The sequence below is a fragment of the Streptomyces sp. NPDC050439 genome, assembly GCF_040655335.1.
Lineage (GTDB): Bacteria > Actinomycetota > Actinomycetes > Streptomycetales > Streptomycetaceae > Streptomyces.
Genome location: NZ_JBFAJT010000001.1, coordinates 823,821 through 849,270 on the forward strand (window position 1 = coordinate 823,821; position 25,450 = coordinate 849,270).

Annotated in this window: 19 protein-coding genes and 1 pseudogene; 3 read left to right on the forward strand and 17 right to left on the reverse strand. The window is 71.6% G+C overall.

The window, feature by feature from the left end:
- Window positions 1–20: 20 nt before the first annotated feature.
- The 3 genes from AB0I66_RS03825 to AB0I66_RS03835 all read right to left on the reverse strand — a co-directional run bounded on the left by AB0I66_RS03825 (window position 21) and on the right by AB0I66_RS03835 (window position 2,179).
- Window positions 21–239 (reverse strand): hypothetical protein, encoded by a 219-nt coding sequence (locus AB0I66_RS03825; protein ID WP_363206057.1) that lies wholly within the window; start codon window positions 237–239, stop codon window positions 21–23.
- 29 nt (window positions 240–268) lie between these two features.
- Complete coding sequence (locus AB0I66_RS03830; RefSeq protein WP_363206058.1) at window positions 269–1,174, reverse strand: DMT family transporter; 906 nt, start codon at window positions 1,172–1,174, stop codon at window positions 269–271.
- A gap of 198 nt (window positions 1,175–1,372) precedes the next feature.
- Window positions 1,373–2,179, reverse strand: a complete 807-nt coding sequence (locus AB0I66_RS03835; protein WP_363206673.1) for an EamA family transporter — start codon at window positions 2,177–2,179, stop codon at window positions 1,373–1,375.
- Between the two features lie 246 nt (window positions 2,180–2,425).
- On the opposite strand from AB0I66_RS03835, the gene AB0I66_RS03840 reads away from it, so the two are divergent.
- Window positions 2,426–3,277 (forward strand): LysR family transcriptional regulator, encoded by an 852-nt coding sequence (locus AB0I66_RS03840; protein WP_363206059.1) that lies wholly within the window; start codon window positions 2,426–2,428, stop codon window positions 3,275–3,277.
- Window positions 3,278–3,393: 116 nt separating this feature from the next.
- On the opposite strand, the pseudogene AB0I66_RS03845 reads toward AB0I66_RS03840, so the two are convergent.
- From AB0I66_RS03845 to AB0I66_RS03875, 7 genes and pseudogenes are all read right to left on the reverse strand, one after another.
- A pseudogene (locus AB0I66_RS03845) lies at window positions 3,394–3,861 on the reverse strand (PPOX class F420-dependent oxidoreductase); the annotation flags it as partial.
- A 139-nt stretch (window positions 3,862–4,000) separates the two neighbouring features.
- Window positions 4,001–5,173 carry an ABC transporter permease gene (locus AB0I66_RS03850; protein ID WP_363206674.1) on the reverse strand — a complete coding sequence of 391 codons (1,173 nt, stop codon included), beginning with the start codon at window positions 5,171–5,173 and terminating at the stop codon, window positions 4,001–4,003.
- A 92-nt stretch (window positions 5,174–5,265) separates the two neighbouring features.
- A complete protein-coding gene (locus tag AB0I66_RS03855) occupies window positions 5,266–5,973 on the reverse strand; it encodes an ABC transporter ATP-binding protein (protein WP_363206060.1) in 708 nt (235 codons plus the stop codon).
- The gene (locus AB0I66_RS03860; RefSeq protein ID WP_363206061.1) at window positions 5,970–7,325 is read right to left on the reverse strand and encodes a peptidoglycan-binding protein; all 1,356 of its coding nucleotides are present in this window, start codon (window positions 7,323–7,325) and stop codon (window positions 5,970–5,972) included. Before AB0I66_RS03860 ends, AB0I66_RS03855 begins: the two co-directional genes overlap by 4 nt.
- A complete protein-coding gene (locus AB0I66_RS03865; RefSeq protein WP_363206062.1) occupies window positions 7,325–7,897 on the reverse strand; it encodes a hypothetical protein in 573 nt (190 codons plus the stop codon). The genes AB0I66_RS03860 and AB0I66_RS03865 overlap by 1 nt, the downstream gene beginning before the upstream one ends.
- A 125-nt stretch (window positions 7,898–8,022) precedes the next feature.
- The gene (locus tag AB0I66_RS03870; RefSeq protein WP_363206063.1) at window positions 8,023–8,922 is read right to left on the reverse strand and encodes a prephenate dehydrogenase; all 900 of its coding nucleotides are present in this window, start codon (window positions 8,920–8,922) and stop codon (window positions 8,023–8,025) included.
- Entirely contained in the window at window positions 8,919–10,262 is a 1,344-nt protein-coding gene (locus tag AB0I66_RS03875) for a PLP-dependent aminotransferase family protein (protein WP_363206064.1), read from the reverse strand. Before AB0I66_RS03875 ends, AB0I66_RS03870 begins: the two co-directional genes overlap by 4 nt.
- A gap of 178 nt (window positions 10,263–10,440) precedes the next feature.
- Between AB0I66_RS03875 and hppD the strand changes: the two genes are divergently transcribed.
- Both hppD and AB0I66_RS03885 read left to right on the forward strand, forming a co-directional pair.
- Window positions 10,441–11,544 (forward strand): 4-hydroxyphenylpyruvate dioxygenase, encoded by a 1,104-nt coding sequence (hppD, locus tag AB0I66_RS03880; RefSeq protein WP_363206065.1) that lies wholly within the window; start codon window positions 10,441–10,443, stop codon window positions 11,542–11,544.
- 10 nt (window positions 11,545–11,554) lie between these two features.
- Entirely contained in the window at window positions 11,555–12,628 is a 1,074-nt protein-coding gene (locus AB0I66_RS03885; protein WP_363206066.1) for an alpha-hydroxy acid oxidase, read from the forward strand.
- Window positions 12,629–13,109: 481 nt separating this feature from the next.
- Here AB0I66_RS03885 and AB0I66_RS03890 read toward each other — a convergent pair whose 3' ends face one another.
- The 7 genes from AB0I66_RS03890 to AB0I66_RS03920 all read right to left on the reverse strand — a co-directional run bounded on the left by AB0I66_RS03890 (window position 13,110) and on the right by AB0I66_RS03920 (window position 25,449).
- The gene (locus tag AB0I66_RS03890; RefSeq protein ID WP_363206067.1) at window positions 13,110–13,328 is read right to left on the reverse strand and encodes a ferredoxin; all 219 of its coding nucleotides are present in this window, start codon (window positions 13,326–13,328) and stop codon (window positions 13,110–13,112) included.
- Between the two features lie 24 nt (window positions 13,329–13,352).
- The gene (locus AB0I66_RS03895) at window positions 13,353–14,561 is read right to left on the reverse strand and encodes a cytochrome P450 (protein WP_363206068.1); all 1,209 of its coding nucleotides are present in this window, start codon (window positions 14,559–14,561) and stop codon (window positions 13,353–13,355) included.
- Between the two features lie 7 nt (window positions 14,562–14,568).
- On the reverse strand, window positions 14,569–15,741 hold the full coding sequence (locus AB0I66_RS03900; protein ID WP_363206069.1) for a cytochrome P450: 1,173 nt from the start codon (window positions 15,739–15,741) through the stop codon (window positions 14,569–14,571).
- 33 nt (window positions 15,742–15,774) lie between these two features.
- Window positions 15,775–17,280, reverse strand: a complete 1,506-nt coding sequence (locus AB0I66_RS03905) for a tryptophan 7-halogenase (RefSeq protein WP_363206070.1) — start codon at window positions 17,278–17,280, stop codon at window positions 15,775–15,777.
- 115 nt (window positions 17,281–17,395) lie between these two features.
- Window positions 17,396–18,682 carry a cation:proton antiporter gene (locus tag AB0I66_RS03910; protein WP_363206071.1) on the reverse strand — a complete coding sequence of 429 codons (1,287 nt, stop codon included), beginning with the start codon at window positions 18,680–18,682 and terminating at the stop codon, window positions 17,396–17,398.
- Entirely contained in the window at window positions 18,683–18,910 is a 228-nt protein-coding gene (locus AB0I66_RS03915; RefSeq protein WP_363206072.1) for an MbtH family protein, read from the reverse strand. It lies immediately after the preceding gene.
- A complete protein-coding gene (locus AB0I66_RS03920) occupies window positions 18,907–25,449 on the reverse strand; it encodes an amino acid adenylation domain-containing protein (RefSeq protein ID WP_363206073.1) in 6,543 nt (2,180 codons plus the stop codon). The genes AB0I66_RS03915 and AB0I66_RS03920 overlap by 4 nt, the downstream gene beginning before the upstream one ends.
- Window position 25,450 lies beyond the last annotated feature (1 nt).

A 25,450-nucleotide genomic window follows, 5' to 3' on the forward strand; every position in this document is an offset into this window, starting at 1 on the left:
GGCACAGATCAGTCGGCGCTCTAGTCGCCGTCGTTGATCCCCGGTTCGATGATCTCGTCCAGGACCCTGCGGACTGCCTCGTACGCGGTTGCGGAGGTTCTTGCCGTCGTGGCTTCGGTCGGGTTTTCCGCTTCCGCTTTGTCGGACTGGGTCTTCCAGTGCTGTTCCTCCTGCTGGGCCCAGGCTCGGGCGCGCTGGATGCGGCGCAGGAGTTCGTCGGAGTCCACGGCATCAGTCATGCGGGCAATGTACCCACGGATGCCGCGCGTCAGCCGAGTTGACTCGAGGCTTCCGGGATCTTCGCCGGCGGCGCGGCCGAAGTCCGCTTCTGGCGGCGCGTCATGCTCACTCCGATGAGGACGACCGCCATCCCCGCTGCCACCCGGAGGCTGAAGGGCTCGTCCAGCACGATGGCGCCGAGTGCCACGGAGACCACCGGCAGCAGGTACCCGACCGTCGCGGCGTTCGTCGCGCCCTCGTCCGCGATGATCCGGTAGGTGAGGTGGAAGGTGATGCCGGTCGCGAAGACTCCCAGGATGGTGACGGCCATCAGGGTCGTAGGGGCCACGTGGACCGTCTCCAGGCCGCCCACCGGCAGAGCCAGCGCCGTCAGGCCCGTCGCCGCCATGAGCTGGGCGGCGGAGAGGGACAGGGTGGGCATGCCCTTGCCGACGAGATGGTGCCCCATGTACGTGAAGCCGACGGCGTAACTGGCCGCCGCTCCCACGATCGCGAGAGCGCCCCAGCTCGTCAGCCCCGACTGCTGCCACGGGGCGAAGATCAGCGACGTACCCGCGAACCCCAGGAGGAGTCCGGCCAGGCGGACGGGGCGCAGCCCGCGTTCCGTGCCGATGCCGAGGCCGATCAGCACGGACCACAGCGGAGTCGTCGCGTTCAGCGCCCCGGCCACGCCGGAGTCGACCGTCTGCTGCCCGACGCTGAAGAGCCCGAAGGGCAGGGCGTTGCAGAAGAAGGCGGCGATGAAGATGTGCTTCCACGTCGCGCCGCCCCGTGGAAGGCGGTTGCGTGTGCTGAAGAGCAGGACCGTCAGGGTCGCCGCCCCGAGCGCGCAGCGCAGGAGCGTGACCTGCACGGGAGAGAAGCCTTCCAGGGCCAGTTCGATCCACAGGAAGGTCGATCCCCAGAGGAGGGCCAGCACGCCCACCCTTGCCACTGCCCACGTTCTTCCGGGGACGCCGTTCACTGTTGATCTCCCTGTCCTGGCGGGCCACTGGCGGCAGTTGTCGCCGAACGAAACGATGCCGTCGCCAACCTGAAAGGACAAGCAACAAGTTCTTCAGCATTGTTAAGCTGATCTACATCTGCAGGGCGGCGACTGCCCGTGGCGCCTCAGGACCGCCTCAGGACCGCCTCAGGACCGCCTCAGGACACTGATCCCGTTCGCCGTCACGATCGCCGTGATCGCCAGCCACTCCACCCAGCCCAGGGACTGCCCCAGGACGGCCATGCCCACCAGTGCCGCGAGGACCGGGTTGACGCTCATGAAGATGCCGAAGAAGCGGGCGTCGACCCGGCGCAGGGCGAGCAGGTCGGAGAGGAACGGGACCGCGGAGGAGAGGATTCCGGCGGCGGCCGCGCAGGCCAGGGCGGCGGCCGTCGGCGGGTGGTGGACGAGCACCACGATGCCGACCGGCAGATAGAGGAGCCCGGAGATCCCCGCCGCCGTGGCCGAACCCTCGACGCCGGGGAGGCGGGCTCCGACCGTGCGGTTGAGCAGGATGTAGGAGGCCCAGCAGGCCGCTGCGAGCAGCCCGAGCCCGATGCCGACGTAGTCCGTGCTGGGCTGCGGGCGGGCCAGTGCGACCACCGCAGCCCCCGCTATGACCGCACACCCGAGGTCCACCGCACGGCGCGAAGCGGCCAACGCGACCAGCGGACCCAGGAACTCCAGGGTCACCGCGAGACCCAGGCCCACGCGGTCGATCGCGGTGTAGAGCGAGAGGTTCATGGTGGCGAAGACCGCCGCGAGGCAGAGCAGTGGGCACCACTGGCGCCAGGTGAAGGCGCGCACCTTCGGCCTGCCCACCGCCAGCAGGACCGCTCCCGCGACCCACTGCCGTACGGCCACGACACCGGCGGGGCCGATGACGTCGAACGCCAACGCGCCGGTCGCGGCGCCGACTTGATTGGACAGACCGCTGCCGAACATCATCGCCATGCCCGAGAGGCGACCTCGCGAGCTGGCCGCCGGATCGATCACCTGCTCCGGGACGCCCTCGACGACAGCGGGCACGGCTGGCGCGGCTGGCGCGGCGGGCACGGCCTGACTCTGAGACGTTCGCATGCACCGCAGGATGCGTCATTCTCACGCATACGAAAAATGCATGCGAGGCACCATGTATACGCTCAGGTTATCGATACGGCCTGGTTATGCATGCGCACCTGTCGTCCCTACACTGCGGGCATGGATCTGGAACTGCGGCATCTGCGCTGCCTGGTCGCCATCGTGGACACCGGCGGCTTCACCGACGCCGCCGCCGAGCTGGGCGTCTCGCAGGCGGCCGTCTCCCGCACCCTCGGCGGCCTGGAGGAGGTGCTCGGGGTGCGCCTGCTGCACCGCACCAGCCGGAGCATCACGCCCACGACCGCGGGAGTTCAGGTGCTCGCCCGGGCCCGGCACGTGCTCGCGGAGGCCGACGACCTGATCCGGGAGGCGACCACCGGACACACCCGGCTGCGCATCGGCCACGCATGGTCGGCGATGGGCCGTCACACGGCGGAGTTCCAGCGCCGCTGGGCCGCCGGGCACCCCGACGTCGAGCTGTCGCTGATCCGGACGAATTCCGCGACCGGCGGTCTGGCCGAGGGTCTGTGCGACCTCTCCGTGGTGCGCACCGCCTTCAACGAGTCGCGTTTCGCCAGCGCCGTCGTCGGTCACGAGCGGCGCTTCTGCGCCCTGGCGAGCGACGACCCGTGGGCCAGACGGCGCTCCGTCCCGCTGGCCGACATACGGGACCGTACGCTCCTCATCGACCGGCGCACCGGCACGACCACCGCCGAGTTGTGGCCCGAAGAGGCCCGCCCCCCGGTGGAGTACACCCAGGACATCGACGACTGGCTGGCGATCATCGCGTCGGGCCGCTGCGTCGGCCTCACCCCGGAGAGCACCGCGAACCAGTACCGCCGCGACGGCGTCGTGTTCCGCCCGCTGCGCGACACCGAGCCCATCGCCGTGCATCTCATCTGGCGCCGGCACGACCCGCACCCCATGACGCACGCCGCGGTGGCGCTCGCGACTGATCTCTACCGCAGGTGAGGCGGCGGGCCGTCCGTGCCGAGCTGCAGGCCGGGGCCGCCGGCGACCGGCTCGCTGCCGGGTCCCTTGATGGCCACCTTGGGGCCGCTGCCCGCCAGGACCCGTTTCCCCGCGGCTCCGTACACGTGCTTGACGTGCAGCCGTATCACCAGGCGCCGCTCCCGCACCATCGCGGCGCGGAACCCCTCCCAGTCCGGGTGCTCGCCCTGGAACCCCCTGAAGACCAGGGCCAGTTCGTCGGCGACCACGTCATGCGGATCGGTCACGACCGGTGTCAGTTCGGCGTCACCCTCGGCGATCATGTAGGAGAATCCGGCACCGTCGGTGACGAGGAAACTCGCGCGCGGATCGCGGCGCAGGTTGCGGGTCTTGGCGCGACTGTCGGTGACCATGAGGCGGATGACGCGTTCGTCGGGGTCGTATGCGTAGCCGACGTTGGAGAGTTGCGGGCGGCCGTCACGTTTGAGGGTGACGAGCGTGCCGATGCGCTGCTCCTGGAGCAGGTCGAACAGGGAACGTTCGTCGGCTTTCCCTAAGTGTTCGGTTTTCCTCACGTGCTCGGTTTTCCCCAAGTGCTCAGTCATGGGGCGAGAATACGAGAGGAATAGGCTGTCCAAGAAAGTGTGTGCCGGGAGAAACGACCACCCAAAAGCGATGCCCTCGTCGCCCGCGGGGGATTTGGGCTGACGAAGGCACCGCGTCCATTGGGGATCGGTTATGGGGTCACGTCGTGGCAAGCGCCTCCGTGGGAGGCAGCCGGGCCGCGCGGACCGCGGGATAGAACCCGGCGAGCCCGCCGATGACCAGGGTCGCGCCGACGCCGCCCGCCATCGCCCAGACCGGCACCACCGAGGGCCAGCCCTGGTAAGTGGAGTAGCCGGAGGTGACGGCGATGCCGAGCAGGACCCCGCCCAGGCCGCCGAGAGCCGACAGCAGCAGGGCCTCGCAGAGGAACTGCGTACGGATCTGGCCGCGGGTGGCGCCGAGCGAGCGGCGCAGGCCGATCTCCGAGCGGCGTTCAAGGACCGAGATGACCATGGTGTTGGCGACGCCGACCCCGCCGACCAGCAGGGCGACCGCGCCCAGGCCGAGCAGCAGGCCGCTGAGGGTGTCGTCGGTGGCCTCCTTCGCCTCCAGGACGTCCGAGGGGCGCGAGACGTTGGCCTCGCTGGGGTTCTCCGGGTTGGCGGTGGCGCCGAGCACGGACTGGACGTCGCCCACGGCGGATTCCTCGGCCCGGGTGTAGACCGTCGTCGGGTGGCCGTCGAAGTCCAGCTCCTTCTCCGCGACGGGCCAGCCGACCAAGGCGGCCGAGTCCAGGTCGGGGACGAGTTCGTTGGGCGCGAGGATCCCCACGACGGTGAACCACTGGCCGCCGAGCCACACCTTCGTGTCAGGTCCGGCCCGGAACACGCCCAGCTGTTCGGCGGCCTTGGGGCCGAGCACGACGGCCGGGTAGCGCTGGTTGGCGGTGTTCAGCCAGCGGCCGTCGACGACCTCCGCGCCCGCGGTCCCCGGCAGATCCGTACGGGCCGCATAGACGTTGAGGCCGCCGGTCTCCTCCTTCTTGATGTGGTCGTTGCGGTAGACCTTGGCGCTGGTCTTGCCGATGGCGGAGACCGACTCGACGTCCTTGATGTTGCCGATCATGTCGACGGAGGAGTCGGGCAGATGGGCCGCATCACCGGCGAAGGACTGACCCGGCGAGACGGTCAGGAGGTTGGTGCCGAGGGCGGCGAGGCGCCGGTTCAGGTCCTCGCTGCTGGAGGTGGAGATGCCCACCACACCGACCATCGCCGCGATGCCGATGGCGATGCCGAGCGCCGAGAGGAAGACCCGCATGGGCCGCGAACGCAGGCCGGAGCCGCCTACCCGCAGCACGTCGGCCGGTCCCATCCGGGCCGGTTTGGGGCGTGGCGGCGGCGCGGGACGGGGCAGTTCACGCGCCGTGCCCCGCTCACCCGTCGTACTCAGCTCCCTGGTCACGCTCATCGCAGGGCCTCCTCGGGCGGCAGGGCGGCGGCGTCCTGCTCGATGCGGCCGTCCTTGATCCGGACCTCGCGCGGCAGGGAGCCCGCGATGTCCCGGTCATGGGTGATGACCACGACGGTGGTCCCGGCCCGGTGCAGTTCGTGCAGGAGCTCGATCACCACCGCGCCGGAACGGGAGTCGAGAGCGCCCGTCGGCTCATCGGCGAGGAGCAGCGGAGGATCGCCGAGGACCGCGCGGGCGATGGCGACGCGCTGCTTCTCGCCGCCGGAGAGCTGGTGCGGCTCGTGGTAGAGGCGGTGCCCGAGGCCGACCCGGCGCAGGGCCCGCTCGGCGAGTCCGCGGCGCTCGCCCCGCGGCCTGCCGCTGTAGAGCAGCCCGTTCGCGACGCTGTCGAGCGCCGGTACGCCGGGGGCGAGATGGAACTGCTGGAAGACGAAGCCGATCGTCCCGGCGCGCAGCGCGGAGAGCTCCCGGTCGCTGAGTCGGGCGATGTCGTGGCCGTCGATGTGCACCGTGCCGGTGGTGGGGCGGTCGAGGGTGCCCATGATGTTGAGCATGGTGGACTTCCCCGAACCGGAGGGTCCCACGACGGCGAGCAACTCGCCGCGCCCGATGACGAGTTCGGCTCCCTTGAGCGCCTCGACCTCGCCGTACGTCTTGGAGACTCCCGCCAGTTCGACCACCGGGTGCGCCGCAGTGGTCACTTGGGGACCCCCACGACCGTGCCGTCGGTGATGCCGGCCCCGGACACCTCGACCATGCTGTCGGCGAACATGCCGACCTTCACCGGCCGCGGCTTCACCTTGCCGTCCGCTCCGACGACCTCCACGGCGTAGCCGCCTCCCTGCTGCGCCACCAGGGCGCTGACGGGGACGACGAGCACGTCCTTTCGGGTCTCCGCCTTCAGTGAGATCTCCACGGCGGCCGCCTGGTACCGGCCGAGCCCCTTCTGGTCCTCGACCTTCAACTCCACGGGCAGGGTGGGCTTGTCGGCGCCGCCGGACTGACCGCCCGAGTCTTCGGAGCCGCCTTCCTGGGACGGCGTGGTGGGGGTGCCGACGTCGGTCACCTCGGTCTTGACCGTGGTGTCGTCGGGAAGGGTCACCGTGGCCTTGGTGCCTTTCTCGACCATGTCCTCGTACTGCACGTCGAGGTCGACGGTGACGGTGCGTTCGGTGCCGGTCCAGGTGAGGACGGGTCCGTTCGACGGGGCTCCGGCCGTGGTCTTCACCTCGGCGACGCGCCGGGCGCCGGGGGCGATGACTGCGTCCGACGGCTGTACGGTGCCGGTCTCCTCACGACCGAGGTCGTCCTGCCAGTCCCGTACGGCTTCGGCGGTTCCCGCGTCGTACGTCTCGTCGACGGTGAAGCCGGTGTAGCCGAGCGCGGAGAGGTTCTTCTCCAGGATCTCGACGTCCTTGCCCTCGGTGCCCGTCTCCAGCTGGCGGTAGAAGGGGGTGGAGCCGTAGAGCAGCGGGACCTTCTGCTCCTGCACCTTGTAGGCGGTGCCGCCGCGCTTGATGGTGTCGCCGTCACCCGGGACCCAGGTGATGATCCCGGCGCCCGCCTTGGTGGCGGCGGGGGCCTGTACGGCCGTCGCGTCGCCGTAGCCGAGGTTCCCGTCCACGGTCTCCGTGCGTGTCAGCGTGGTCCGCTCCACCTCGGCGGTCTTGGGCGGCGCGGAGGGGGCGTCGCCCGCCGATCCGGAGCCGTCGTCGCCGAAGACTCCGGTGGTGGCGGCGCCCGCCGCGGCGACCACGGCGATCGCCGCGACGACGATCAGCGACATGCGCAGGGGGCGGCGCCTGCGGCCTCTCACGGGCGGGGGTGTCGCCCCTTCGCCGCCGTCGTCGTCATCGCCACCGCCCGGCTCGGGGGCGGTCTCCGCGGACTCGGCGGCGACCGCGCCGGGAATCCGCTCGGACACCTCGCCCGGCGCGTGCAGCTCCAAGGCTCCGGAGCCGTTGCCGGAGCCTTGAACCGACTCCTCAGGCTCCTCGAACTCCCCTGCCTCATCGTCCCGTTGCCGTTCACGGGTCTCGTCGGGCGCGGTCATCAGGCGCCGCCGCCGGAGCCCGTGAGACCGCCGCCGGGCCACTTGTCCTGGCAGGCGATCCTGGCCTTCTGGAACTCGTCGCTGCCGGGGTCGATGCCGCTCGCGCCGAAGTCGAGGGCCATGTTGCCGCCGTTGATCTCGGGGTCGGGCAGCTTGGGCAGGCCGTTCTCGCGCATGCACTTGGCCCAGGCCGAGACCTTCGCCGAGTCCAGCGGTTCGCCGCCGCCCCCGCCCCCGCCGAGCTGGCCGCCCTGGGGCATCTTGTCGCGGCAGGCCTCCGTGGCGGACTGGAACTCCGCCGAGTTGGGATCGACGTCGCCGCCCGGTGTGAGCGCGATGCCGCCGCCCGCGTCCTTCTGCGGGTCGGGGAACCCGGACACGCCGTTCTCGCGCATGCACTGGGAGAAGGCCAGGGCCTGGTCGAAGGGGCTGGTGGGCGAGGCGTCCGGCTTCTTCGGGTCGTCCGACGAAGCGGCCGAGGAGTCACCGGAGCAGCCGGTGAGGAAGACGCCGGCGACGAGCGCCGACGCCGCGAGCAGTGTCTGTGCGGTTCGCTTGTGTGTGGTGGACATGGGGCCAAGTTCTACGCGGGCACCGGTCACACGGCGGATACAAACGACACCGCCCGTACAGCCTCACCGACACCCCACCACAGGCGCCGGCGAGGCACCCCGACTCACCTGCCAGGACGCTGGCTTCAGCTCGGAGGACAGGGCACGGGCTGTCCAGGGCGCGGCTCGTCCAGCTCCCCCACGCCGGCGGCCCCGCGGTCGAGGAGGTCCACCAACGTGTGCCTGCTCTTGCCGGAGAGTTCCCGCCCCCGCTCGCGGTCGGCGAGGTCGTACAGGGCGGCGACGACGCTGGAGAGGTCCTCCTGGAGCCGGGTGAGGATGTCGGCGACCGCCGCCGCGTTGGACTCGACGATGTCGCTCCACAACCGGGAGTCGCCGCGGGCGATCCGGGTGGTGTCGCGCAGCCCCTGCCCCGCGAGGCGGGTGGCGTCCGCCGGGCCCTCCCGCAGGCGGGCCGCCATCAGGCTGGCCACCAGGTGCGGCGCGTGCGAGGTGAGCGCCACCGCGTCGTCGTGCGCGCGGGCCCGCATCACGCGCGGCACGGCGCCGCACAGCGCGATGAGCTCCAGGGCGCGGCCGAAGGCGGCCCGGGAGGTGAGGCGGGTCGGGGTGAGCACCCAGGGCCGGTCGCGGAACAGCTCCGCGCGGGCGGCGAGCGGGCCCGACCTTTCACGGCCGGCCAGGGGGTGGCCGCCGATGTAGCGGGACGGGTCGGGGGCGGTGTCCAGGATCTCCCGCTCGGCGAGCGCCTTCACGCTCGCCACGTCGGTGTAGCTCGACGCGAGGGCTCGCGACTGGAGTTGGGACAGGACCGGGGCGATCTGGCTGGGCGGCACCGCGAGGACGGCCAGGTCCACGGGGTCCCGCGGGAGCTCCGGCCGTCCGGCGCCAAGCACCGCCGCCGCGCGGGCTGCGGACTCGTCGCGGTCGGAGAGGTAGACGCTCACGCCGTGCGCGCGGGCCGCGAGGGCCACGGAGGTGCCGATCAGTCCGGTGCCGACGACGGCCAGGGTGCGGATCGTCACGTGACCTCACCGTCCAGGCGCTCGCGGATCAGCGCGGCCAGCCCGTCGAGTCCTCGTTCGATCCGGTCGTGTGTCAACGTACTGATGGAGAGGCGCAGTTGGCGGAACCCGGCCGAGGCGCCGTAGAAGTGGTGCATGGGCGTGAACAGCACGCCGTGGCGGCGCGCCGCGTACTCCAGGAGGCTGTCGTCGACGGTGAACGGCACGGTGAGCACGATGAAGAACCCGCCGGTCGGCACGTTCCAGGTGACGCCGGGGCAGCTGCCGAGGCGCCGGTCGAGCCCTTCGAGGACCTGGCTCAGGTTGCGGCGGTAGACCTCCGTCTCCTGCCGGTTGGCGACGACCAGGCTGCAGTCGTGGGCGAGGAGTTTGCCGCCGATCACGGCCTGGGCGATCGGTGAGGTGTTCACGGTGAGCATGCTCTTGAGCTTCGACAGCTCATCGGCGAGCAGTACGCCGTCCGCGCTGCCACCGCTGCCCCCACTGCCGCCGGTCACCCGCTGGTCGGCGACCACGTAGCCGACGCGGGCGCCCGGCATCGCGGTCTTGGCGAACGAGCCGAGATAGACGACGCGTTGGCGGCGGTCGAGTGACTTCAGGGTGGGCGGCCGGTCGGCGGCGCTGTTCAGAAGGCCGTACGCGTTGTCCTCGAGGAGCAGGATGTCCTCGTCGGCGGCGATGTCCAGGAGCCGGAGGCGGTCGGCGAGCGGCAGACTGACGCCCACCGGATTGGCGAAGTCGGGCGTAACGTAACAGGCACGGACCCGCTTTCCCTCGGCTCGTGCCCGGCGCAATTGGACCACCAGGTCGTCGAGGTCGATGCCGTGCGCCGCGGTGCGCACGGGCAGGACGGGCATGTCGGCGAGCAACGCGGCCCCCGTCAGGCCGACATAGGTGGGGCTGGGGGCGAGCACGGCGTCGCGGCCGTCGGCGCGCAGCGCCCGCAGCAGAAGGAACATCGCCTCCTGGCAGCCGACCGTGACGACGACGGATGCCGGGTCGGCGTCGATGCCCTCGTCCACCGCGAGGTTGCGTGCGACGAGGTCGCCGATGATGCCCTTCGTCGCGCCGTACTGGAACAGCGTGCGTGCGGTCTGCGCCTCGCTGAGACCGAGCCGGCTCCGCAGGTGGTCGCAGAAGACCTGAAGGTGTTCGTGGATCTGCGCCACGTCGTAGAAGCCCTCGTACGGGCGTCCCGCCGCGAACGAGACCGCGTCCGGATAGGTGTCGGCGACCTGGTTGAGGAGGTTCATGGACTCCATCGACACATCGGACAGCGACGCGTGCAGGGTGGCCGCGTTCAACTCCGCGACGGCGATTTCAGTTTGCAGGATTTCCATCACTTCAGCGTCTCCCGACAACAGATCCACAGCAATGGCTTGACAGGTGCGGACACAAAGAAGTCAGTCGTAGCATAGGCGCGCAAAGAAAATTCTGCCCCGCGCTTTCTGCTGTTCCGGCATTCCGTGAACCGGCGCGAGAGCAAGAATCCGCATTCTTCTTCCCACGAGGACTCCGATGACGGATTTACCCGCAACGGCCCCGCACCATCACCACTCGGATCTCGCGATCGACTATGTCGAGATGTACGTCGACGGCCTGGAGGCCGCGGTATTCGCCTGGGTCGACAAGTACGCCTTCACGGTCGTCGGCACCGGCGGATCCGCCGAGCACCGCAGCATCGCCCTGCGCCAGGGACGGATGACCCTGGTGCTCACCGAGGCGACCGCCGGACGGCACCCCGCCACCACGTACGTGACCACGCACGGTGACGGCGTGGCCGACATCGCCCTGCGCACCACCGATGTGTCCGCGGCCTTCGACGCCGCGGTGGCGGGCGGCGCGCGTCCCCTGCGGCAGCCGACCCGGCACGCGGGCGAGGGCCCCGCGGTGACGGCCGCCGTCGCCGGTTTCGGCGACGTGGTGCACACGCTGGTCGAGCGGGCCCCGGGGGAAGGTCCCGGTCTACCGCCCGGCTTCGTTCCCGCGCTCGGCTCGCGCGAGGCGCGCACCAGCGAGGTGGGGCTCATCGACATCGACCACATCGCGGTGTGCCTGAACGCGGGTGACCTCGATGCGACGGCGCGCTTCTATCAGCGGGCCCTGGGGTTCCGTGAGGTCTTCAAGGAGCACATCGTCGTCGGCGCCCAGGCGATGGACTCCAAGGTCGTGCAGAGCGCGACCGGAGCGGTGACGCTGACGCTGATAGAGCCCGATCCGCTGGCGCAGCCCGGCCAGATCGACGAATTCCTCAAGAGCCACCACGGCGCCGGGGTCCAGCATCTCGCCTTCTCCAGCAAGGACGCCGTCCGCTCCGTGCGCACGCTGTCCGCGCGCGGTGTCGCATTCCTCCGGACCCCGTCGACGTACTACGAACTGCTCGCCGAACGGATCGGCCTCAAGTCCCACACGCTGGGCGAACTGCGCGCGACGAACCTCCTCGTCGACGAGGACCACGACGGCCAGCTGTTCCAGATCTTCACCGCGTCGGCCCATCCGAGGAGCACGATCTTCTACGAGGTCATCGAGCGCCAGGGCGCCCAGACCTTCGGCAGCTCCAACATCAAGGCGCTGTACGAGGCCGTGGAGCTGGAACGGACCGGGCAGCGTGTGGCGCGCTGAGCCGGCGGCCGTGCGCGATCTGGGGGACGCCGAGAGGGCCGCTGCGGCGGCCCTGCCACCCGAGGTGTGGGATTTCGTCGCGGGTGGCAGTGGCCGGGAGCGGTCCCTCGCCGCGAACCGGGAGGCGTTCGACCGTGTCTTCGTCGCGCCCCGGGTGCTCAGGGACGTCTCGGGGTGCGCCACGGACGCGACGCTCCTCGGACGCCCGGTGCGGATGCCGGTGGCCGTCGCCCCGGTCGCGTACCACCGACTGGTGCATCCCGAGGGCGAGTTGGCGACCGCGCGGGCGGCGAAGGCGGCGGGGGTGCCGTTCACTGTGGCCACGTTGAGCAGCGTCCCCGTCGAGGAGGTCACGGCGGTCGGCGGCACGGTGTGGTTCCAGCTGTACTGGCTCCGTGAGCGGCGGCGCTCCCTGGACCTGGCGCGCCGGGCCGAGGCCGCGGGCTGTGAGGCGTTGATGCTCACCGTCGACGTGCCCTGGATGGGGCGGCGCACGCGGGACGTGCGCAACGGTTTCACGCTGCCCGGCGATGTGCGGGCGGCGCATCTCGACGGCGGTGCGGCCTCGGCGGCGCACCGCTCGTCGGCGGGGGGCTCGGCAGTGGCCGCGCACACGGCCGAGGCATTCTCGCCCGCGGTGACCTGGCGGTGCGTGGAGGAACTGCGCGCCGCCATCCGTGTCCCGCTGGTGGTGAAGGGGGTCCTAGCGCCCGAGGACGCGGTGCGGGCCGCCGATGTCGGCGCTGATGCCGTCGTGGTGTCGAACCACGGCGGCCGTCAGCTCGACGGTGCGCTGCCCGGCATCGAGGCCCTGCCCGGGGTGGTGGCGGCCGTCGGCGGTGCCTGCGAGGTCCTGGTGGACGGCGGCGTCCGCAGCGGCACGGACGTGCTCAAGGCGCTGGCGTCGGGGGCCGACGGAGTGCTGGTGGGGCGGCCGCCGGTGTGGGGACTCGCCGCGGCCGGAGAGACCGGCGTCCGCCAGATCCTCGATCTGCTGGCCGACGAACTGCGCGACGCGCTGGGGCTGGCGGGCTGCCCCGGTATCGAGGCAGCGAGGGAACTGCGCACGGTCCGCACCCCGTAGACCGAGACCGGCCGGCCACGGTTACGTCGGTGCCAGCGGCCCACGGTGCCGGACGGGCACCGCGCCACGGCCGCAGTCAACGGAGCCGCGTACGGTCCGCACCCCGTAGACCGAGACCGGCCGGGCAGAGTTACGTCGGTGTCAGCGGCCCGCGGTGCCGAACGGGCACCGTGCAGCCGCCGCGCGCACGGCCGCCGTCAACGGAGCCGCGCACGGTCCGCATCCCGTAGACCGGGACCGGCCGGGCAGGGTTCGTCGGTGTCAGCGGCCCGCGGTGCCGGACGGGCACCGCACGGCCGCCGTCGACGGAGCCGCGTACGGTGCGCATCCCGTAGACCGGTACCGGCCGGGCAGGGCTACGCGGTGTCAGTGGGTCGCGGTGTCGTGTTCGCGCCGGACGGGCACCGTGCGGTCGCCGTCAACGGGGCTGCGTATGGTGCGCAGTCCAGAGAACGGGGCCGGCCGGGCAGGGCAACGCGTGTCAGTGGGCGGCGGTGTCGTGTTCGTGCAGGGTGATCGCGCCGGATGGGCACCGTGCGGCCGCCGCGCGTACGGCCGGCGTCAGTTCGGGGCCCGGTGCGGGTACGTTGAGCAGGACCTTGCCGTCCTCGTCCGACTGGTCGAAGACCGCGGGGACCTGGGCCATGCAGAGCCCGGAACCCGCGCATCGGTGGCGGTCGACGTCGACCCGTACGTCCATGTGCGTCTCCTCCGCATTCTTGGGTCACCAGGTGACCGGGAGCCGTTCCACGCCGTGGGCGAGCGCGTGCGCGCGGAACGGCACCTCGTCCTGCGGCACGGCGAGGCGCAGGCCGGGGAAGCGCCGCAGCAGCGCCGGGTAGGCGATGCGCAGTTCCATCCGGGCCAGTGCCGCGCCCAGGCAGTGGTGGATGCCGTGGCCGAAGGCGACATGGGCCCCCGGCTCGCGTGTGATGTCGAAACGGTCCGGGTCGGCGAGCAGCGCGGGGTCACGGTTGGCCATCGGCAGCGAGCACAGGACGTGCTCCCCCGCCCTGATGAGCTGACCTCCGACGGTGACGTCCTCCAGCGCGGTGCGGGGTGTCGGCGCGTGCGGCACGGTCAGGTGGCGCAGCAGTTCCTCGACGGCGCCGTCCACCGCCGCCGGGTCGTCGCGCACGGCGGCGAGCTGGTCGGGGTGGCCGAGCAGCAGCAGGGTGCCGAGGCCCAGCATGCCGGAGATGTTGTCGAGGCCGGCGAGCACCAACAGGACGCAGACGCCCCGCAGTTCCTTGTCTGTGATGTCCTTTCCGTGGTCGCGGATCAGCATGCCTAGGAAGCCCTCGTCGGGGTCGGTCCGCTGCCGGGCCACCATCGCGGCGACGTACCGCGAGAGCAGCTCTCCGGCCGCCGCCCGCCGCTGCCGTCCCCGGCCGGGGACGAGGAAGGCGTGGCAGCGGCGCAGGAAGTCGCCGCGGTCGTCGCGGGGCACTCCGATCAGTTCGCACAGGGCGGCGCCGGGGACGGGCGAGGCGAAGGCGGCGACCAGCTCGGCGGGCGGTCCCGCGCGTTCCATGGCGTCGAGGTGCTCGGTGACGATGCCGGTGATGCCCGGCTCGATCCTGCGCATCCGGCGCAGGGTGAACTCGGGCGTGAGGATTTGCCGGAGCCGGGTGTGTTCGGGCGGGTCGTAGTCCATGAGCTGCCCGATCAGCTCGTCGGGCCGCGGCCCCTCCCCGCGCCCGGCCGGCGAGCGCGGCCCGAAGCGGCGCCGGGTCGTGAACCGCCGGTGGTCCGCGAGGACTTGGCGTACCTCCGCGTGGCCCGTGACGAGCCACACGGGCATCCCGTCGGTGCCCGGCCCCACCTCGATCCGGGTGACGGCGCGTGCCGCGGAGAGCCGCCGCAGGTCTTCTCCCGGGCCGAAGCGTTCACGGCGGACGTGGACGGGGCCGGGCTCGGTCGTCGGTGTCATCGCTCCCCTACCAGGTGACGGGCAGTGTCTCCACGCCGTACGGCGCCTGCGTCCGGAAGCGGACTTCCTTCGGCGGCACGGCGGAGCGCAGCGCGGGAAAGCGGCGCAGCACCGCCAGGTAGGCGCTCCTGAGCTCCATCCGCACCAGGGAGGCCCCGATGCAGTAGTGGATGCCGTGGCCGAGCCCCACGTGGGCGGTGGCCTCGCGGGTGATGTCGAGGGTATCCGACGGCGCGCCGGGCGGGCGTACGCGGTTGGCCGCGAACAGTGAACAGGCCACCTGGTCACCGGCCTTGATCACCTCGCCCGCCAGGGGCACGTCCTCGCGGGCGGTCCGCGGTGACGCCGTCGGGATGATCGACAGGTAGCGGATGAACTCCTCCACGGCCTGGTCGATCAGATGCGGGCACCGGCGCAACAGGGCGAGCTGATCAGGGTGTTCGAGCAGCGCGAGGATGCCGAGGCCCAGCATGCTGGCCATGTTCTCGACGCCCGAGCCCATGACGAACGCGGTGAGGCCGACCAGTTCGTCGTCGTCGATGTCGTCGCCGTGCCGGCGCACCAGCCTGCCGAGCAGGTCGTCGCCGGGCGCGCGCCGGTTGCGGGCCACGAGCTGGTCGACGTACGCGAGGTAGGCGGCGCCCGCGGTCATCTGGAGTCGCCGGCCGCGGAAGGCGGGCCTGCTGACCTTGAGCAGCCGTGCGAGCTCGGCCCGGTCGTCGCGTGCCACGCCGAACAGCTCGCACATGACGAGGCCCGGGACGGGCCAGGCGACGTGCCGCATGAAGTCGGCGGGCTGCCCCGCCTTCTCCATGGAGTCCAGGCAGTCCGTCACGACGGCCTCGACGGCGGGCTCCAGTTTCCGCATCCGGCGGACGGTGAACTCCGGTGTGAGCAGCAGCCGGAGCCGGGAGTGGTCGGGCGGGTCGTACTGGATGAGGTTGCCCGCCTGGACCGGCCGGCTGCCGCCCGCGGGCGGCGCCGTGCTGAACCGTTCCGCGTCGCCCAGGACCGCGCGCACCTCGTCATGGCCCGTGACGAGCCAGCCCGTGGACGAGCCTGGCCCTTCGCCGAGCTCGACCTCGGACAGCGGGGCCCTCGCGCTGAGTTCGCCCAGTTCGGGCAGCGGGTCGAGACGGTCCCTGCGGTTGTGCATGGAGAGCTCTGTCGGCCGCGCCATGCGCGGACCTCCTTCTGTCTGTTCGGCTGCCGCCTACGCGGTCGGGCCGGATGCGGGCCGCTGCCAGAACATGCCGTCGGGTGACGGCACCAGGCCACCGCTGAACAGGGGTGCCTCCGCTTCGGCGTCCTCGCCGAGCATGGCCCTCATCTGGACCTGTCCGCCCTCCTGCATGACGTCGCGCACCACCGAGGACTTGAACAGCGGCACCATGCTGCCGTCGGTGCTGTCCGCGAGTTCGTCGACCGCCGCGGCGAACTCCGCGGAGCCCGACGAGAAGCGCTTGGCGAGGATCTCGGCGTCGGTCAGGACGCGCTCGCCGGAGGAGACACCGCCGATGAGCTCGACGAACGACTGGAGTTCGGGCCGCTCGGTCCTGGTGACCTTCTTGGCCTGCCAGAAGTAGGAGTCCTCGTCGTGGTGCATGTCGTAGAAGGACAGCAGGAACTCGTAGAACACGCCGTACTCGCGACGGTAGCGGGCCTCGAACTCCTTCAACGCCGCGTCCTCGTCGACGCGTTCGGACAGGACGCTGTTGATGGAGCGGGCCGCAAGCAGCGCGCTGTACGTCGCCAGATGGACGCCCGAGGAGAACACCGGGTCGACGAAGCAGGCCGCGTCGCCGATGAGGACGAGCCCGGGGCGGGAGAAGGTCGTCTGGTGGTACGAGTAGTCCTTGCGGACGCGGAATTGGCCGTACTGACCGGTGGTGACCCGCTTGGCGTCCGCCAAGTACTCGCCGATCAGGGGGCATTCGTCGACGAGCGCCATGAACGCCTTCTCCTGGTCGCCCCGGATCTTCTCGGCCATCTCACGCCGCACCACCGCGCCGACGCTCGTCAGGGTGTCGCTGAGGGGGATGTACCAGAACCAGCCGCTGGGGAAAGCGACCGACAGGATGTTGCCTGAGTTGGGCTCGGGGAGCCGCTTGCCGCCTTCGAAGTAGCCGAACAGCGCGAGGCTGCGGAAGAACTCCGAGTACTCGCGCTTGCCGCCCACCCGCTGGTACACGCGGCTCTTGTTGCCCGAGGCGTCCACGACGAAGGTGGCGAGGGCCCGGCGTTCGTTGCCGTCGGCGTCGGTGTACGTGACGCCCCTGACCCGCTCGTCGTCGGCGACGACGTCGAGCACCGCGCAGCCCTCGCGCACCTCGGCGCCCACGGTGCGGGCGTGCTTGAGCAGGATGTCGTCGAACTTGGAGCGCTCCACCTGGTAGGCGAACGACGTGGGCCCGCTCATGCGCGGGGAGACGGAGAAGGAGAAGGTCCAGGGGTCCGGGTTGGACCCCCACCTGAAGGTGCCGCCCCGCTTGCGCGGGAAGCCGGCCTTGGCCAGTTCGTCCGCGACGCCGGTCAGCCTGCACACGCCGTGCACGGTGGACGGCAGCAGGGACTCCCCGATCTGGTGGCGCGGGAAGAACTCCTTCTCCAGGACCAGGACCCGTCGGCCCTGCATGGCCACCAGTGCGGCCAGCGTGGACCCGGCGGGTCCTCCGCCGACCACCACCACGTCGAATTGCTCGGAATCCGGCAAGGTCATCCCTCTCCCCTTTCCCCGGCCGGAGAACCGAATGCCTCGGCACCCGCCCGGAGAATCCCGCTGCCCCAATTAATTTCTGATGCTCAATCGAGTCTGAAATCGCCGGGACGGGGCGTCAAGGCTGTCCATCCGTCAATGCGGGGACGGCCTTCTTTTCCGGACCGCGCGGGGTTTTCCGCTGCTTCCTGCGCTGGGTCAGGTACAGCAGAGGACCTGTCATGAAGGTGGTGACCAGAGCCACCAGCACGAGAACGGTGAAAAGGGCGGGACCGATGATCCCCGCGTCCAGAGCGACGTTCAGGACGATGAGTTCCGTGAGCCCGCGGGTGTTCACCAACGCGGCCACGGTCGCCGACCGGTAGGCGTCCAGGCCGCTGATGCGGGATGCCGCGTACGCGGGGCCGAGCTTGCCGAGGACCGCCACGGCGAGGATCAACAGGAGCAGGAGGCCGGCGTCCCCGTCCAGCGCGCCCAGGTTGAAGGACAGCCCTGTCGTCACGAAGAACAGCGGGAGCAGCAGGTCGGCGGTCTGCTCCAGCGGCCGCAGCACATCGGCGTCCGGCACACCGCCCGTGCGGGGCATCGTGAGGCCGGCGAGCAGCCCGCCGAACACGGGGTGCAGGCCGAGCTCCGCGGTCACCCAGGCGCTGCCCAGGGCGAGGCCGAGCGCGATCGTGAGCTGGTTGGCCGACGCCGCCCCGGAGCGCCGCAGCCACCACCCGAGCGCCGGTCGCACCGCCAGGAACAGGGCGGCCACGAAAAGGGAGATCAGCAGCAGCGACAGCTGCCACGAGCGCCCCGTGGCGTGCCCGGTGCCGGCCAGCGCGGCGGCCAGGACCAGCCAGGCGACCACGTCCATGAGGGCGGCCGCGGTGGTGGCCACGGTGCCCTCGGGGGTGCCCGCGAGCCCCCGCTCACGGACGATGGCCGCCAGCACGGGCAGCGCGGTGACGGAGACCGCCACGGCCATGAACAGCCAGAACGCCCTGCCGTCCGCGTGCCCCGGCTGGACCGCGTCGAACGCCCCATGGAACAGCCCCACCGAGCCGACGCCCAGAGCCGCCGGGACCAGGAAGGCGCACAGTGCCACCGTGGCCGCCGCTCTGCCTCCCTGGCGCAGCTGCCGCCAGTCCATCTCGTACCCCACGACGAACATGAAGATCACGATGGCGATCTGCGAGAGGACGGTCAGGAACGGCAGCACCTCGGACGGGAAGAGCCGCGAGGTCGGGTCTCCGGGCAGGCGGCCGAGGAGCGTCGGGCCCAGGGCGACACCGGCGACGATCTGACCGATGACCACCGGCTGGCCGCAGCGGCGGGCCAGCGCTCCGAGGAGGCGGGAGGCGATGAGGATGACGGCCACATCGCCGATCGCCACGGTCACCAGCGACTCCGTGTCCATCTACGGAGCCGCCGTCTCGTTCCTGCTCATGTCCGCGACGAGGCTCTTCGGGCGCATGTCCGTCCAGTTCTCCTCGATGTACGTGAGGCATTCCTGCCGGGTGCCCTCGCCGTGCACGGTGGTCCACCCTTCGGGGACCTCGGCGAACGCGGGCCACAGGGAATGCTGCCCCTCGTCGTTGACGAGAACCAGGAAGGTGCCGTTTTCGTTGTCAAAGGGATTCGTCATCGTTCGGTCTCCTTTTCAGCTGCTGTGCTCCGGTCGGGATTCTTTTCCGTGGTGCCGAGTTTCCTTGCGATCACGCGCGTAATGCGCGAGAGGGCCTCGGGTTTGAGCATGTCGTAATGGCCGACGGGTACTTCGTGCGATTCGATGTCGCCCTGGACGTAGGGCCGCCAGCTCGCGACGGCCTCCGTCACGGGCCGGTCCTCGCTCCGGTCGGCGGCCGCCACGAAGAGCAGCAGGTCGCCGCGGGACGGGCGAGGCGTGTGGTCCGGTGCGAAACCCGACATGTTGCGGACGACCGTCTCCAGATTGGCGAGGGCCTGCTCGCTCATGCCGGACGACCGGTAGAGGGAGGCCACGTCGGCACCCTGCGCCTGCCCCCCTTCCTGCCCCTCCCCCTGCCGCAGCACGCCGTAGCCCTCGGACTCCTGCCCCTCCTCGCCGCGGAACCGCGACTTCGCCGCGCCACTGCCGGGATAGGCGTCGAGCAGCGCCAGGAGCGCCACTTCCTCGCCCAGTTCTTCCAGGCGCGCGGCGACGGCCTGGGCGATGGTCCCGCCGATGGACCAGCCCAGGAGGTGGTAGGGGCCGACGGGCTGGACGCTGCGGATCTCCTCCGCGTAGTCGGCCGCCATCTCCTCGACGCTGCCCGGCAGTTGCTCGGACCGCGCGATGCCGCGCGCCTGGACGCCGTACACCGGAAGATTTTGCGGAAGGTGCGGCAGGAGAGCGGCGTAGGTCCAGCTCAGGCCCATGCCGGTGTGCAGGCAGAACAGCGGGGAGCGGCTGCCTTCCGGGCGCAGGGGCAGCAGGACGTTCAAGTCGCCGCGCTTCCTGCCCAGTCGCCGCCCCGCGCCGGCTCCCCGCGTCCGTCCCTGGTCTGCGGGCTGTACGGCGACGCGGCCTTCGTTCGTCCGCTTCGCCCGTTCCCCGGTACGGAACATGTGCTCGCCCGCGGAGCCGAAGGGGCACGCGACGAACCGTTCACCCGTGCGTCGCGGGTCGCCCGCGTAGCCGCGGGCCAGCGTGGTGCCGGCCAGGTAGAGGTCGCCCGTGACGCCGGGCGGCACCGGGCGCAGGCGTTCGTCGAGCACGAGAGCCCGGGTGTTCGGTACCGGGTCGCCGGTGCGCGGCTCCCACGCGGCGGCCGCCCCGGACCCCGGCCGGTGTTCCAGCCAGACCCCTGCGGTCTCGGGCACTCCGTAACCGCACGTCGGCGAAGGCGAGGGGTGCCGCTCGAACCGGTCGCGCAACTCGTCCAGGGCACGCGGCCCGCCCGCCAGGTCCACGACCAGAGCCTCCGGTGCGGACTCGAACAGCTCGGGGATGGTGACCACCAGGGTCCCGGCCTCCGCCGCTTCCGGGTCCTGGCCGGGCAGGCCGAGCCGCACGCTCCCTCCCGCACAGAGTGCCGCGAGCAGCGGCGTCACGAGCGCCGCGAACGGTGCCATGGCATCCAGCAGCGGTGCCGCTCCCAACGCCGGGGAGGCATGCATGCGGTGCGTCGTGTGGGAGGCGAGCGTGCGGTGTTCCACGACGGCGCCCGCGATGACGAGCGCCGAGTGCCCGGCAAGGGCGGGTCGGAGAGTTCCGGTATGCGCTGGTGCCACATCCGTCCCGGCATCGAGCACCACGACCGGAACCGTGGTGTCGGCAGGCAGCGACGCGGCGAACGCCGTCGAGCAGACCAGCATCTTTCCGGCCGCAAGGCCGTCACCCTCCATCGGCATCGGTCGGGCGGAATCTTCGGGTGATTCGACGAAGGACGCCGCCGCACCGGCTTTCAGCACCCCGAGCAGGGCGACGACCGACGCGGTGCCGGTCGGCCGGGCCACCACGACCACGTCCTCCGGGCCTGCTCCGCGTGCGGTCAGCCGCCGCGCGAGGCGCTCCGCCGCGGCGTCCAACGCCTCGTACGTCAGTGAGCCCTGGGTGTCCGTGACGGCGACCGCGTGGGGCGTACGTGCCGTCTGCTCGGCCAGCATCTCCACCACGGAGCGCGTCGGGCGCTCCGCCGCCGCCCCGGTCACGCCCGCCGCGAGGCGACGGGCCTCGTCGGCGTCCAGCAGCACGTCCACCGCGCTCAGGCGCCGCTCCGGATCGGCCGTCACCTGGTCGAGCACGCGCACGAACCGTCGCGCGAGCGTCTGCGCCGTCCCGTGGTCGAACAGCTCGGTGGCGTAGCGGAGTCGGCCCCGGATGCCGCCGAGGTCACCGTCGGGTTCGTACTGTTCGGTCAGGCTGAACTCCAGGTCGAGCTCGGTGGCCTGCGTGCCGGCATCCAGGCGTGCGGTGCGCAGACCCGGCAGCTCCCAGGGGTCCCACGGCTCGGCGACGCTGTCGTCGACCTCCAGGAGCACCTGGAACACCGGGTGGCGCGCGAGCGAGGGCGGCAGCTCCAGGGCGTCCACGAGGCGTTCGAACGGCACGTCCCGGTGTTCGTGTGCTTCTTGGTTCGCCGCGAGGACCCGGCCGAGGAGCTCGCGGAACGTGGGGTCGCCCGACGCGTCCGTACGCAGGGCGAGCGCCCCGGCGAAGGGCCCCACCAGCGTTTCGAGACCGGACTCGTCCCGTCGCGGGATCCGCGTGCCGATCGTGACGTCGGTGCCCGCGCCGAGCCGGGCGAGCAGCATCACGAGGGCCGTCTGCACCACCATGAACGTGGTCGTCCCGTCGTCGTCGGCGAGGTCGGCGATACGGCCGTGCGCCTCGACGTCCAGACCCAGCGGGACGGTGCCCGCCCGGTGCGAGGCGACGGACGGCCGCGTCCGGTCGGCGGGCAGTTCGTTCTCGACGACGATGTCCGCCAAGGTGTCCTTCCAGTAGGCGAGTTGATCGTTGACCAGGCTCTCGGGTTCCTGCTCGCCCTGGAGAAGCTGCCGCTCCCAGAGCGCGTAGTCGGCGAACTGGAGCGGCAAGGGGGCCCGTTCCGGCACCCGGCCCTCGCGGCGCGCGCCGTACGCGGTCGCCAGGTCACGGATCAGAACGTCCAGCGAGGCCTCGTCGGCGGCGATCCGGTGCACCACCAGGAGCAGCACGTGTTCGGTGTCCGAGAGGCGGAACAGCGTCTGCGTCCACGGCACCTCCTGGCCCAGGTCGAACGCGTGCCTCGCCCGGGTGGTCAGCAGCTCCGCCAGCTCCGCCTCGGTCGTCCGCAGCATGGCCGGCGCCGGGCGAGACGTGGCGGCGTCGAGCACACGCTGCCGCAGGGCGCCACCGCGTGCGCCGTCGAACGTGGTGCGCAGGATCTCGTGCCGCGCAGCCACATCACCGAGGGCCGCCCGCAACGCCTCCTGGTCCAGCTCGCCGCTGAGCCGCAACGCCACCGGGATACGGTCGGTCCCTGCCTCGTCGTCGAGGCGGGACATCAGCCAGGTGTGCAACTGGCCTGCCGTGACCGGTACTTCGTCACGCCGCTCGACCGGCTGGAGCACGGGCCGCGCCTTGGTGGCGAGCAGCCGGGCCACCCCCACCGGCGTCGGCGAGCCGAAGAACTGCCGGATGCCGAGCTCGGCGTCGAACTCCTCGCGGACCCGTCCCGCGAGGCGCATCGCGAGCCCCGAATCGCCGCCCAGGTCGAAGAAGCTGTCGTCGGGCCCGACCCGCTCCAGGTCGAGCACCTCGGCGAACAGGCGGCACAGCGTCTCCTCGGCGGCTGTCCGGGGCTTGCCGCCGGAGACGCGTTCGGCGAAGTCGGGAGCGGGCAGGGCCTTGCGGTCGACCTTGCCGTTGCGGGTCACGGGCAGGGCACCCAGGGCCAGTACGGCGGCCGGGACCATGTAGCCGGGCAGGGTCTCGGCGGCGTGGGCACGCACGAGCTGGGGGTCGAGGGCCGCCGTCCCCTCGGGTACGACGTAGCCGACAAGCCGCCGCTCGCCCGGGCCGTCCTCACGCGCGACGACCACGGCCTGGGCGACGTCCGGGTGAGATGCCAGAGCCGCCTCCACCTCGCCCAGCTCCACCCGGAAACCACGGATCTTCACCTGGGCGTCCGCCCGCCCGACGAAGACCAGCTCCCCGCCCGAGGTCTCGCGCACCAGGTCCCCGGTGCGGTACATCCGCTCCCCCGGCGCGTACGGGCACGCCACGAACCGCTCGGCGGTAGCACCGGACCCGCCCAAGTAGCCCTGCGCCAACCCAGCACCCGCCACGTAGAGTTCGCCGGTCACCCCTGGAGGCAGCGGCCTGAGGAACGCGTCCAACACGAATGCCTCACGCTGAGGCAGCGGGCTTCCGATCGGCAGTACGGAGTCCATCGCATCGCCCGGCTGCAACACGTGCCAAGTCGCGCACAACGTCGTCTCCGTCGGCCCGTACATGTGCCGGACAGTGACGTCCGGGCAGGCCTCACGCACCCGGGCCACCGACGCGGCCGGGACGACATCCCCGCCGGTCAGCACCTCACGCAACCCGGCGAATGACTCCGGCGACTCCTCGGCAAGCACCCGGAACGACCCGGCGGTCAGGTGCACCGCCGTGACACCGCCCTTAACGTGCTCGCGCACCTGCTGGGCGTCGACGACGCCAGGCTCGGCGACCACCACGCGGGCACCCGCGACCAGCGGAACCCACAGCTCGAAGAGCGAGGCGTCAAAGGCGTGCGGCGCGTGCATCAACACCGTGTCCGCGGGGCCGACCGCCCACTCCCGCTCCCCCACCAGCGACGCGACGCTTCCGTGCGGCACCGCCACGCCCTTGGGCGCACCGGTCGAACCCGACGTGTACATCACGTACGCCACGTCCCGCGCGTCCACCGGAACGATCGGCGGCTTGTCGGTTCCGCACGCCGCCAGTGACGCGCGCACCTGCGGGTCGTCGAGGACCACGAGACGCGCGGCGTCCCGCTCCGGCACCAGGTCCCGGCACTCCGGCGCGCACACCACACGCACCGGAGCGGCGTCCGCCAGCACGAAGGCCACGCGCTCCCTCGGCCAGCCCGCGTCCACCGGCACGTAGGCGGCGCCCGCGCGCCAGATTCCCAGGAGCAGCGGCACCAGGTCCGCCGAGCGTTCCGTCACCACCGCGACACGGTCGCCGCGCCGCACTCCCGCGCCGGCCAAGTACTGGGCCCAGCGTCCGGACTCCGCCCACAACTCCCCGTACGAGAGCTCCCGTTCGCCCTGCACGGCCACCGCACCCGGCGACGACACCACGCGTCCGGCGATCAGCTCCGGCACCACCTCGCGCGGGGGCCGGACCACCGCCGCACGTCCGGCCTGCGCCATCGATCCGAGGCTTCCCACCACCGCCGCGGGATCGGCGGCCACCTGTTCGAGGACCCCCACCAGCGAGGCGAGCGCCGCCACGGCGACATCGCGGTCGAACAGGTCCGGGCGGTACTCCAGCTTCAGGTGCATGCGTTCGCCGGGGCCGACCACCAGGGTCAGCGGATAGTGCGCGGCCTCGCGGGTGAACCCCGCCGGCCTGAGCGAGAGGCTCTCGCCGACTGCGGCAGCCTCTGAGGAGGCGGCAGGGGGCTGGGGGAAGCTCTCGAACACCAGGAGTGTGTCGAAACCCGCTCCGGGGCCCGCGGCCTGCTGGATCCGCGAAAGACCGAGGTGGTGATGCGCCATCAGGGTGGACTGGCGCTCCTGCAGGGCCCGGAACATCTCCATCACCGGCTGCGCGCCGTGCAGTTGTACGCGTACGGGCAGCGTGTTGATGAGCAGCCCCACCATCGACTCCACGCCCGGCAGCTCGGGGGGACGCCCCGCCACCGTCGCGCCGAACACCACGTCCGTGCGCCCCGCGAGCCGCGCGAGGACCATCGCCCACGCGCCCTGCACGACGGTGTTCACCGTCAGGCCGTTGGCGCGGGCCAGCTCCACCACACCCCGCGTGACCTCCTCGGAGAGGTCTTCGCTCACGTTCTCGGGGAAGACGGGGAGCCGGTCAGGGACGGCCGGTGCCACCAGCGTCGGTTCGTCCGCACCCGCGAGCTCCGCCCGCCAGGCTTCCTGCGCGGCTTCCCTGTCCTGGCGTTCCAGCCACTTCAGGTACGCGCCGTAGGAGGTCGTACGGGGAAGGCGGGAGGCGTCGCCGCCCGCCGCGTAGAGGGCGGAGAGTTCACCGATGAGGATCGGCGCCGACCAGCCGTCCATCAGGATGTGGTGGCTGGTGATCACCAGGCGGTGCCGCTCTTCGCCGACGCGGACCAGGAGGAGGCGCAGCAACGGGGGCGCCCCCAGGTCGAAGGGCTCCGCCCGCTCGCTCTCCGCAAGGCGCTTCAGCGCGGCGGGCCTCTCGGACCCGACGAGGTGCGACACGTCTTCCGTGCGCCAGGGCAGTGCCACCTCGCGTGCGATGACCTGCACCATCTGCGCGCCGCTCACCTGCCGGAAGCAGGCGCGCAGTGCGGCGTGCCGGGTGAGGAGCGCCTCCCACGATGCCCGTAACCGGCCCGCGTCCACGGGACCGTCGATGTCGAGCGCGGACTGCACGGTGTACACGTCCGGGCCCTGGTCGTCGAAGGCGGCGTGGAAGAGCAGTCCTTCCTGGAGCGGCGACAGCGGCCACACGTCCTCGACCGGTGATCGGGTCATC

Bases quoted from the DNA above. Each gene is read 5' to 3' on its own strand.
- hppD (WP_363206065.1), top strand. From the start codon at position 10,441: ATGACGGATTTACCCGCAACGGCCCCGCACCATCACCACTCGGATCTC.
- AB0I66_RS03915 (WP_363206072.1), bottom strand. From the start codon at position 18,910: ATGACGAATCCCTTTGACAACGAAAACGGCACCTTCCTGGTTCTCGTC.
- AB0I66_RS03850 (WP_363206674.1), bottom strand. From the start codon at position 5,173: ATGGGACCGGCCGACGTGCTGCGGGTAGGCGGCTCCGGCCTGCGTTCG.
- AB0I66_RS03910 (WP_363206071.1), bottom strand. From the start codon at position 18,682: ATGGACACGGAGTCGCTGGTGACCGTGGCGATCGGCGATGTGGCCGTC.
- AB0I66_RS03895 (WP_363206068.1), bottom strand. From the start codon at position 14,561: ATGACACCGACGACCGAGCCCGGCCCCGTCCACGTCCGCCGTGAACGC.
- AB0I66_RS03865 (WP_363206062.1), bottom strand. From the start codon at position 7,897: ATGTCCACCACACACAAGCGAACCGCACAGACACTGCTCGCGGCGTCG.
- AB0I66_RS03920 (WP_363206073.1), bottom strand. From the start codon at position 25,449: ATGACCCGATCACCGGTCGAGGACGTGTGGCCGCTGTCGCCGCTCCAG.
- AB0I66_RS03900 (WP_363206069.1), bottom strand. From the start codon at position 15,741: ATGGCGCGGCCGACAGAGCTCTCCATGCACAACCGCAGGGACCGTCTC.
- AB0I66_RS03875 (WP_363206064.1), bottom strand. From the start codon at position 10,262: ATGGAAATCCTGCAAACTGAAATCGCCGTCGCGGAGTTGAACGCGGCC.
- AB0I66_RS03835 (WP_363206673.1), bottom strand. From the start codon at position 2,179: ATGGCGATGATGTTCGGCAGCGGTCTGTCCAATCAAGTCGGCGCCGCG.
- AB0I66_RS03860 (WP_363206061.1), bottom strand. From the start codon at position 7,325: ATGACCGCGCCCGACGAGACCCGTGAACGGCAACGGGACGATGAGGCA.
- AB0I66_RS03905 (WP_363206070.1), bottom strand. From the start codon at position 17,280: ATGACCTTGCCGGATTCCGAGCAATTCGACGTGGTGGTGGTCGGCGGA.
- AB0I66_RS03825 (WP_363206057.1), bottom strand. From the start codon at position 239: ATGACTGATGCCGTGGACTCCGACGAACTCCTGCGCCGCATCCAGCGC.
- AB0I66_RS03890 (WP_363206067.1), bottom strand. From the start codon at position 13,328: ATGGACGTACGGGTCGACGTCGACCGCCACCGATGCGCGGGTTCCGGG.
- AB0I66_RS03840 (WP_363206059.1), top strand. From the start codon at position 2,426: ATGGATCTGGAACTGCGGCATCTGCGCTGCCTGGTCGCCATCGTGGAC.